The 8,261-nt window shown below is 67.8% G+C and carries 7 protein-coding genes; 3 read left to right on the top strand and 4 right to left on the bottom strand.

The window, feature by feature from the left end:
* Positions 1 to 131 precede the first annotated feature (131 nt).
* The 4 genes from ACF1B9_RS33110 to ACF1B9_RS33095 all read right to left on the bottom strand — a co-directional run bounded on the left by ACF1B9_RS33110 (position 132) and on the right by ACF1B9_RS33095 (position 4,972).
* Complete coding sequence (locus tag ACF1B9_RS33110) at positions 132 to 1,676, bottom strand: glycoside hydrolase family 3 protein (RefSeq protein ID WP_391741673.1); 1,545 nt, start codon at positions 1,674 to 1,676, stop codon at positions 132 to 134.
* A gap of 9 nt (positions 1,677 to 1,685) precedes the next feature.
* Positions 1,686 to 2,543: a carbohydrate ABC transporter permease gene (locus ACF1B9_RS33105; protein WP_391741672.1), complete on the bottom strand. Its 858-nt coding sequence runs from the start codon at positions 2,541 to 2,543 to the stop codon at positions 1,686 to 1,688.
* Positions 2,540 to 3,535, bottom strand: coding sequence for a carbohydrate ABC transporter permease (locus tag ACF1B9_RS33100; RefSeq protein ID WP_391741671.1), 996 nt, complete (start codon positions 3,533 to 3,535; stop codon positions 2,540 to 2,542). Before ACF1B9_RS33100 ends, ACF1B9_RS33105 begins: the two co-directional genes overlap by 4 nt.
* A 135-nt stretch (positions 3,536 to 3,670) precedes the next feature.
* Positions 3,671 to 4,972: a sugar ABC transporter substrate-binding protein gene (locus ACF1B9_RS33095; RefSeq protein ID WP_391741670.1), complete on the bottom strand. Its 1,302-nt coding sequence runs from the start codon at positions 4,970 to 4,972 to the stop codon at positions 3,671 to 3,673.
* A gap of 279 nt (positions 4,973 to 5,251) precedes the next feature.
* Here ACF1B9_RS33095 and ACF1B9_RS33090 point away from each other — a divergent pair, with 279 nt between their 5' ends.
* The 3 genes from ACF1B9_RS33090 to mctP all read left to right on the top strand — a co-directional run bounded on the left by ACF1B9_RS33090 (position 5,252) and on the right by mctP (position 8,174).
* Positions 5,252 to 6,016 carry a GntR family transcriptional regulator gene (locus tag ACF1B9_RS33090; RefSeq protein WP_391741899.1) on the top strand — a complete coding sequence of 255 codons (765 nt, stop codon included), beginning with the start codon at positions 5,252 to 5,254 and terminating at the stop codon, positions 6,014 to 6,016.
* 269 nt (positions 6,017 to 6,285) lie between these two features.
* A complete protein-coding gene (locus ACF1B9_RS33085) occupies positions 6,286 to 6,540 on the top strand; it encodes a DUF3311 domain-containing protein (protein WP_351078475.1) in 255 nt (84 codons plus the stop codon).
* A complete protein-coding gene (gene mctP, locus ACF1B9_RS33080; protein ID WP_391741668.1) occupies positions 6,537 to 8,174 on the top strand; it encodes a monocarboxylate uptake permease MctP in 1,638 nt (545 codons plus the stop codon). Before ACF1B9_RS33085 ends, mctP begins: the two co-directional genes overlap by 4 nt.
* The last annotated feature ends 87 nt before the right edge of the window (positions 8,175 to 8,261 follow it).

Genomic DNA, 8,261 nt, shown 5'->3' with positions numbered 1-8,261 from the left:
GCCCCCCCTGTGGGAACGCGCGCGGCGCCGGTGGTTCGTGTCCTAGGGGGGCGCCCCCCCCCCCCCCCCCGGGCCCCCCCCCCCCCCCGCCCCCCCGGGGGGGGGGGCCCCCCCCGGCCGCACGCCCGTACTCAGGCCCGGGAGTGGCCCGTACCGGCGGTGATGATCTCCGCGGCCGCCAGTCCGCAGACGCGGGCCGCGCCGTGGGTGGCGATGTGCAGGGCGCCCCTCGGGGCCGCCTGCGGGACACCCATCTCGACCACCACCGTCTCGGGGCGCTCCGCCACCAGGGCGTCGAGGGCCTGCGTCATCCACGCGTGGCGGTGGGCGTCGCGGACGACCACGACGACGCGCCGCTCCCCCGCGGCCCGCAGCACGGCGGCCACGAGCTCCTCGGTCTCGCTGCTGTACGTGCCGGTCTCCGTGCCCGGCAGCAGCCGGCCCAGCTCCGCGGCGACGCCCCACGGGGTCTCGTCGCCGACCGCGATGTTCGCCGCGGAGGTGAACGCGGCGACGTACGCGGCCTCGGTCAGCGGCTCGGCAGAACCGGTCACCCGCACCGCGCGGCGGGCGGCGACCAGGCCGATGTCCGAACGGATTCCGGTGCCGGGCGCGGTCCCCTCCTGCGCTGCCGCACCCGGCCCGGAACCGGCCCTGTCCCGGGCCCCCCGCGTCCACGACGCGAGGGCACGTACCCGTGCGGCCGCGTCCGCGAGACGCTCCTCCGCGAGTTCACCGCTGCGTACCGCCGCGACCAGCGCGTCGCGCAGCCGCTGCACCGTGCCGTCGTCCTGAAGACCGCCACCGACGCACAGGGCGTCGGCTCCTGCGGCGATCGCGAGGACGGAGCCGCGCTCGATGCCGTACGTCCCGGCGATGGCCTGCATCTCCACGGCGTCGGTGACGATCAGGCCGTCGTAGCCCATCTCCTCGCGCAGCAGACCGGTGAGGATCCGCGGGCTCACGGTTCCGGGGCGGTCCGGGTCGAGCGCGGGCAGCAGGATGTGCGCGCTCATCACGCACTTGGAACCCGCGGCGACGGCCGCCCTGAAGGGCACCAGTTCACGGGCGTGCAGAGTCTCCAGGTCCACGTCGATGCGCGGCATCGCGTGGTGCGAGTCGACCGCGGTGTCGCCGTGACCGGGGAAGTGCTTGGTGCAGGCGGCGACTCCGGCGGCCTGGAGGCCTTCGATGTACGCGGCGGTGTGCCGGGCCACGAGCCGGGTGTCGGCGCCGAAGGACCGCACGCCGATGATCGGATTGCCCGGGTTGGAGTTGACGTCCGCGGACGGCGCCCAGTTGAGGTCGACGCCGCACTCGGCGAGCCGGCGGCCCAGCTCCTGGGCGACCGCACGGGTCAGCGCCACGTCGTCGACATGGCCGAGCGCGAGGTTGCCGGGGAAGGAGGAGCCGGTGCGCACTTCGAGGCGGGTGACGTCGCCGCCCTCCTCGTCGATGGCCACGAGGAGGTCGTCACGCCCGGCCCTGAGCTGGGCGGTGAGCGCGGCGACCTGCTCGGCCGTTCGGATGTTGCGGCCGAAGAGGGCGACGGAGGCGAGTCCTTCGTCGACCCTGCGCAGCACCCAGTCCGGGGCGGTGGTGCCGGTGAATCCGGGCTGCAGTACGGCGAGGGCGTCGCGGGTGACGGTGTCCGTGGTGGATATCAGGGTGGTCATGAGGCAGCGTTATCCCTTCACGGCGCCGGAGGTGAGACCGGTTGCCATGTACTTCTGCACCAGCAGGAAGAAGGCCACCACCGGGATGGCGATCAGCGTCGAAGCCGCCATCAGTGCGCCGTAGTCGATGCCTCGCGAGGTGGTGAAGTTCATCAGCCAGACATTGAGGGTGTACTTGTCGTTGTCCTGGAGAACGACGTACGCGAGAAGGTACTCGTTCCACGCGGTGATCAGCGAGAAGATCGCGGCGGCCGCGAGCCCGGGAGCCAGGAGCGGGAAGGTGACCCGCCAGAAGGCTCCCATCCGGCTGCAGCCGTCGACCATGGCGGATTCCTCGAGCTCCGGCGGAATGTTGATCACGAATCCGCGGATCATCCACGTGGCGAACGGCAGCGTGGAGACGAGGTAGATGACGATGACGCCCCAGTACTCGTTCAGCCCGCCGAGGTCGTTGAGCTGGATGTAGATGGGGATCAGCATGGCCGTCGGGGGCAGCAGCTGCACGACGAGCAGCACGATCATGAAGAACTTGCGTCCGCGGAACTGGAACCGGCCGATGGCGAAGGCCGCGATCGTGGCGAGCAGCATGCCGCCGAGGACGGCGACGCCGCAGACGATGAGGCTGGACTCGATGGCCGTACCGAAGTTCGGCTGCTTGATGGCCCGGGAGAAGTTGTCGAAGGTGATCGACGACGGCCAGAGCGTCTGGTCGTAGCTGCGGATCTCGGCGTTCGGCCGCAGGGAACTGACGACCAGCCAGTAGACCGGGAACGCCATCAGTACGAAGGCGATGAGGCCCGCGACGTTGTAGCCGAGCCGGCTCTTCTTGCGGTCCGGGCGGAGGACCTGGGGGGTGGAGGCGCTCACTCGACCTCTCCGATCTTGAGCAGCTGACGCAGGTAGTACACGGCGACGCCGGACAGCAGCAGGACCGTGATCAGCGAGATGGCAGCGCCCTGGCTGAACGAGTTGGACTCGAATGCCTTCTCGAACGAGTAGATGCCGAGGACCGAGTACTCCGGCTCCGGCTTGTTGCCCCGCATCAGGAAGATCTGGCCGAAAACGTTGAAGTCCCACAGCACGGACAGAGTCGCGACCATCTGGAAGACGGGCTTGATGACCGGCCAGGTGACATATCGGAAGATACCGGCCGTTCCGGCGCCGTCGAGCGCCGCGGCCTCTTCGAGCTCCCTGGGGACCTGCGTCAGCGCGGCGTACAGCGTCACCGAGACGAAGGGAAGGGCTCCCCAGACGACGACCGCGCCGATGATGACGAAGCCCTGCTTGGGGTCGAGGAACCAGTTGTGTCCCTGCGCGTCGATCCCGAAGTACTTGGTCAGCACCATGTTGAGGACGCCGTAGTCGGAGTCCGCGAACCACCGGAAGATGGAAGTGGCGACCAGCAGAGGCATTGACCAGGCCGCGATCAGCGCGGCGGTCAGCAGCAGCCGCACCCAGGTGGACATGCGCTGCATGAGCATGGAGAGGCCCAGGCCGGCGCCCATCGTGGCGGCGACACAGACGAGCATGAAGATGATGGTCCGCCAGACGACGTTCCAGAACTCGGCGTCTCCCAGGATGTTGGTGAACTGGTCGAAGCCCACCCAGGGGGCAGCCGATCCGGACCACAGCTCGCGGCGGCCCACGTCCTGGAAGGACATGACGACCGTCTTGATGAAGGGCCAGACGAAGACCGCGGCGATGGCGATGAACGCCGGGGCTATCAGGAGGTACGGCAGCAGAGCGCCGGCCTTCCGCGGTTTACGGGTCACACCGTTCGAGGGCTGAGGATCCTCACCCTCAGGAGCCCGCGGGACGGACACCGGCGGGTCGGCTGCTTTCATGTCGGCGGCACTCATTGTGCTTGCCTTCCGTTTCGGACCGGGTACCGGAGGGCGGGGGTGGCAGCCCGTTTCCGGACCGCCACCCCCGCAGATGATCAGTCGAGTCGGTGGCTCATGGACTCACCGGCCCGGACTCCGTGGGCTCGGGGCTCAGGAGTCCTTGTTGATCATCGAGTCGATCTCCGCGTCGGCCGCCTTGGTGGCGTCCGCGACCGACTTGCCCTTGATGATGTCGAGCAGCATGATCTCGAGCGTTTCCTTCTTCTCGATCGCCGTCCAGCCCGGGGCGATCGGCGTGAACCAGGCGTCCGGCACGGCGTTGGCGATGGCCGCGGTCTCCGGCTTGGCCTTCAGCGGCTCAAGCTGCTTGGTGTTGTTCGGAAGGATGTTCTTGGAGGCGAGGACTTCCTCGGACTTACCACTGGTGAACATCGAGATCCACTCCTCGCCGAGGTCCTGGACCTTCGACTTGGAGATGGTGGCGAGGTCGGAACCGCCGATGAACGAGGGGAGGGCCTTGCCGTTCGGGCCGGGCATACCCGCCGTGGCGATCTTGCCTTCCAGCTTCGGGTTGCCGTTCGCCTTGGAGTCGACGACGCTGCCCGCTTCCCAGCCGTTGCCGTAGAGAAGCGCGGTCTTCTCGTTGGCCATGACGTTGGCGTGGTCCGCCTCGTCCTTCGTCTTGTCCCCGTGGTTGTACTTCTTGACCAGCTCGACGAAGTCCGTGATGCCCTTCTGGGCCTCGGGGGTGGAGAGGGTGGACTTCCACTCCTTCTTGCCCTCGTCGTACTTGGCGATCTGGCCGCCCTCGGCAGCGACGTAGGACATCGCGGCGTACCAGTAACGACCCGGCAGGTACAGCGGCGAGAACGCCTTGTCCTTGCCGTACTTGTCGCCGATCTTGCCCAGCGCGGTGAACAGCTCGTCCTGCGTGGCGGGCAGGGTGTCCTTGCCGGTACCAGCCTTGAACATGTCCTTGTTGTAAATAGCGACACGGGCGCCCGCGTAGTAAGGCACGCAGTACTGCTTGCCCTCGAAGGAGCAGGTGTCCTTCAGACCCTTGATCCAGGTGTCCGAGTTCTCGTACTTCTTCGGGTCGATCTCGCCGAGTGCCCCGTTGAGGATGTACGTCATGGTCTCGGTGTTACCGAGCTCCACCACGTCCGGGAACTTGTCACCGGCCAGGGCGGCGTCGAGCTTCTTGGCCTTGTCCGCCCAGGTCTGGTACTGAACGTTGACCTTGACGTTGGGGTACTTCGCCTTGAACTGGCTGTTGACGTCCTTGACCAGTTCGGGCCAGGTGCTCTGCGCGTCCGACATGAGCCAGACGGTGAGCGATTCCTTGCGGTCCTTCGGGTCCTTCGACGAGGCCTTGTCGTCGTCCGAACCACATGCCGCGATCGAAACCAACATGCCTGCGACGCCGATCGCCGCGATGAGCTTGCGCTTCACGCCAAACCCTCCTCAGGGAAACTGCAACCCCGCCCACCGCGAAGACATTCGACGAGTACTGCTGGGGCTGGACCTGGTCTTTAATGGTTTAGACCAGTACCGGGAGCTTGGCCTAGACCTTTTGGGGTGTCAAGGGTGTATAAGAAGTGCACTCGCGTCCGTTATAGGACCGACACCTAAGGGAGGGCGACGAGCCGTGACCGGACCGTGCCACCATGTGAGCCGCGACAGACGGAGGAGCCGGTGACGGCAGCAACGCAGCAGTCGGGAAGGCGGGCCATGGGTGCCGACGGGGGCAGTACGGAGAACGAGACGGGCGCGGCCACACGGACGGCACGCATCCCGAAGTACTACCGGCTGAAGCGACATCTCCTCGACATGACGGACACCATGCCGCCGGGCACACCTGTGCCACCGGAACGGACCCTGGCCGCCGAGTTCGACACCTCGCGCACCACCGTGCGCCAGGCGCTCCAGGAGCTGGTCGTCGAGGGCCGGCTGGAGCGCATCCAGGGCAAGGGCACCTTCGTCGCCAAGCCGAAGGTCTCGCAAGCCCTGCAACTCACCTCGTACACCGAGGACATGCGTGCCCAGGGGTTGGAACCGACGTCCCAGTTGCTGGACATCGGCTATGTCACGGCCGACGACACACTCGCCGGGCTGCTCGACATCACGGCCGGTGGCCGCGTGCTGCGGATCGAGCGGCTGCGGCTCGCCAGCGGGGAGCCGATGGCGATCGAGACCACGCATCTCTCGGCCAAACGCTTTCCCGCGCTGCGCCGTTCGCTGGTGAAGTACACCTCGCTCTACACCGCGCTGGCCGAGGTGTACGACGTCCGGCTGGCCGAGGCCGAGGAGACCATCGAGACCTCGCTCGCCACCCCGCGCGAGGCCGGACTGCTCGGTACGGATGTGGGCCTGCCGATGCTGATGCTGTCCCGGCACTCGCTGGATGGGCGGGGCGAGCCGGTGGAGTGGGTGCGCTCGGTCTACCGCGGCGACCGGTACAAGTTCGTGGCGCGCCTGAAGCGGCCGACGGACTGACCCCGGGTGCGGCGGCCGACCGGTTCCGGCCCTTGCGTCCCCGCACATGACCGTCGACGGCCTCCGTGGAACGCATCGCTCCACGGGGGCCGTTCGTCTGCCTCCGCACAGGCCGACTCTCGCACGTTCGGCAACATTCCGAACATGAGATCCCGTTCACGGGACCGTTGTCGGACCGCAATGCGGACAGGGGGTGACGGTGACCGGAATCCTCCCCTAGATTTCCTGCGCATTACACCAGGTGATCAGCGAGGGGACGGAGTCACCGCATGGCAGCAGACCCTGAAGGAAAACCGCCCACCATCACGCCCGTTCGGGTGGTCATCGCCCTCTGCCTCGTCGCGCCGTTCGTGGCGATGCTCTGGGTGAGTTCGTACGCGAAGGTGGACCCCACCTTCATCGGCATCCCGTTCTTCTACTGGTACCAGATGCTCTGGGTGCTGATCTCCACCGCGCTCACGATGGTCGCGTACAAGCTGTGGCAGCGTGACCAGCGCGCCCGCAAGGGGGGTGCGTCGGCATGAAGGACGGCGTGAACGGCGTCGCTCTCGGCGTCTTCATCTTCTTCTTCCTGGCCGTCACGGTCATGGGCTTCCTGGCGGCGCGCTGGCGCAAGGCCGAGAACGAGGCCAGCCTCGACGAATGGGGCCTGGGCGGACGGTCGTTCGGCACCTGGGTCACCTGGTTCCTGCTCGGCGGCGACCTGTACACCGCGTACACCTTCGTCGCCGTGCCCGCGGCGATCTACGCGGCGGGCGCGGCCGGCTTCTTCGCCGTGCCGTACACCATCCTCGTGTACCCGCTGATCTTCACCTTCCTGCCGCGGCTGTGGTCCGTCTCGCACAAGCACGGGTACGTCACCACCTCGGACTTCGTCCGCGGACGCTTCGGCTCGAAGGGCCTCTCGCTGGCGGTCGCCGTCACCGGCATCCTCGCCACGATGCCGTACATCGCGCTCCAGCTCGTCGGCATCCAGGCGGTGCTGGACGTGATGGGTGTCGGCGGCGGCGAGAACACCCACTGGTTCATCAAGGACCTGCCGCTGCTGATCGCGTTCGCGGTGCTCGCCGCGTACACCTACTCGTCCGGGCTGCGGGCACCCGCGCTGATCGCGTTCGTCAAGGACGGGTTGATCTACCTCGTCATCGCGGTGGCGATCATCTACATCCCGATCAAGCTCGGCGGCTTCGACGAGATCTTCGCCAAGGCGGGCGAGGCGTTCTCGCAGACCAACCCGGCGACCGGCAAGCCGCGCGGGGCGCTCGCACCCGGCGAGGCGGGCCAATGGGGTTACGCCACCCTGGCGTTGGGCTCGGCGCTCGCGCTCTTCATGTATCCGCACTCGATCACGGCGACGCTCTCCAGCCGCAGCCGCAACGTGATCCGGCGCAACACCACGATCCTGCCGCTGTACTCGCTGATGCTGGGCCTGCTCGCGCTGCTCGGCTTCATGGCGATCGCCGCCGGGATCAAGGTGGACAACGGGCAGTTGGCCATCCCTCAGCTGTTCGAGAACATGTTCCCCGACTGGTTCGCGGGGGTCGCGTTCGCCGCCATCGGCATCGGCGCGCTGGTGCCCGCCGCGATCATGTCGATCGCCGCCGCGAACCTGTTCACCCGCAACATCTACAAGGACTTCCTGAAGCCGGACGCGACCCCGGAGCAGGAGACCAAGGTCTCCAAGCTGGTGTCCCTGCTGGTGAAGGTCGGTGCGCTCGCCTTCGTCCTCACCATGGACAAGACGGTGGCGATCAACTTCCAGCTGCTCGGCGGGATCTGGATCCTCCAGACGATGCCGGCCCTGGTCGGCGGCCTGTTCACCCGCTGGTTCCACCGCTGGGCACTGCTCGCGGGCTGGGCGGTGGGCATGGTGTACGGCACGGTGGCCGCGTACGGGGTCGCCAGCCCGACCCAGGCGCACTTCGGCGGTTCGTCCAAGGAGATCCCGGGCATCGGCGAGATCGGCTACATCGGTCTCACGGCGTTCGTGCTGAACGTCGTGGTGACGGTGGTGCTCACCTTCGTCCTGAACGCCGTGAAGGCGCCCGCCGGAATCGACGAGACCTCGCCGGCCGACTACACGGCCGACGCGGGCGACAAGGGCGTCCAGGTGGAGCTCCCGCCGGCCACGGCCGGAGCTCCGGGTGGCGGCCACTGACGAGCGCTCCGACACCGGCCGGCGGCCCGCCGAGCCCCCTCCTGCGGGGCTCGGCGGGCCGTCCGCGTGATCGGGTGCCCCGGGCTC

The sequence above is a fragment of the Streptomyces sp. NPDC014727 genome, from assembly GCF_043083485.1.
In the GTDB taxonomy this organism is placed as follows: domain Bacteria; phylum Actinomycetota; class Actinomycetes; order Streptomycetales; family Streptomycetaceae; genus Streptomyces.
This window is presented reverse-complemented; position numbering and strand designations above follow the sequence as displayed.

Bases quoted from the DNA above. Each gene is read 5' to 3' on its own strand.
- ACF1B9_RS33110 (WP_391741673.1), bottom strand. From the start codon at position 1,676: ATGACCACCCTGATATCCACCACGGACACCGTCACCCGCGACGCCCTC.
- ACF1B9_RS33100 (WP_391741671.1), bottom strand. From the start codon at position 3,535: ATGAGTGCCGCCGACATGAAAGCAGCCGACCCGCCGGTGTCCGTCCCG.
- ACF1B9_RS33090 (WP_391741899.1), top strand. From the start codon at position 5,252: ATGGGTGCCGACGGGGGCAGTACGGAGAACGAGACGGGCGCGGCCACA.
- ACF1B9_RS33085 (WP_351078475.1), top strand. From the start codon at position 6,286: ATGGCAGCAGACCCTGAAGGAAAACCGCCCACCATCACGCCCGTTCGG.
- mctP (WP_391741668.1), top strand. From the start codon at position 6,537: ATGAAGGACGGCGTGAACGGCGTCGCTCTCGGCGTCTTCATCTTCTTC.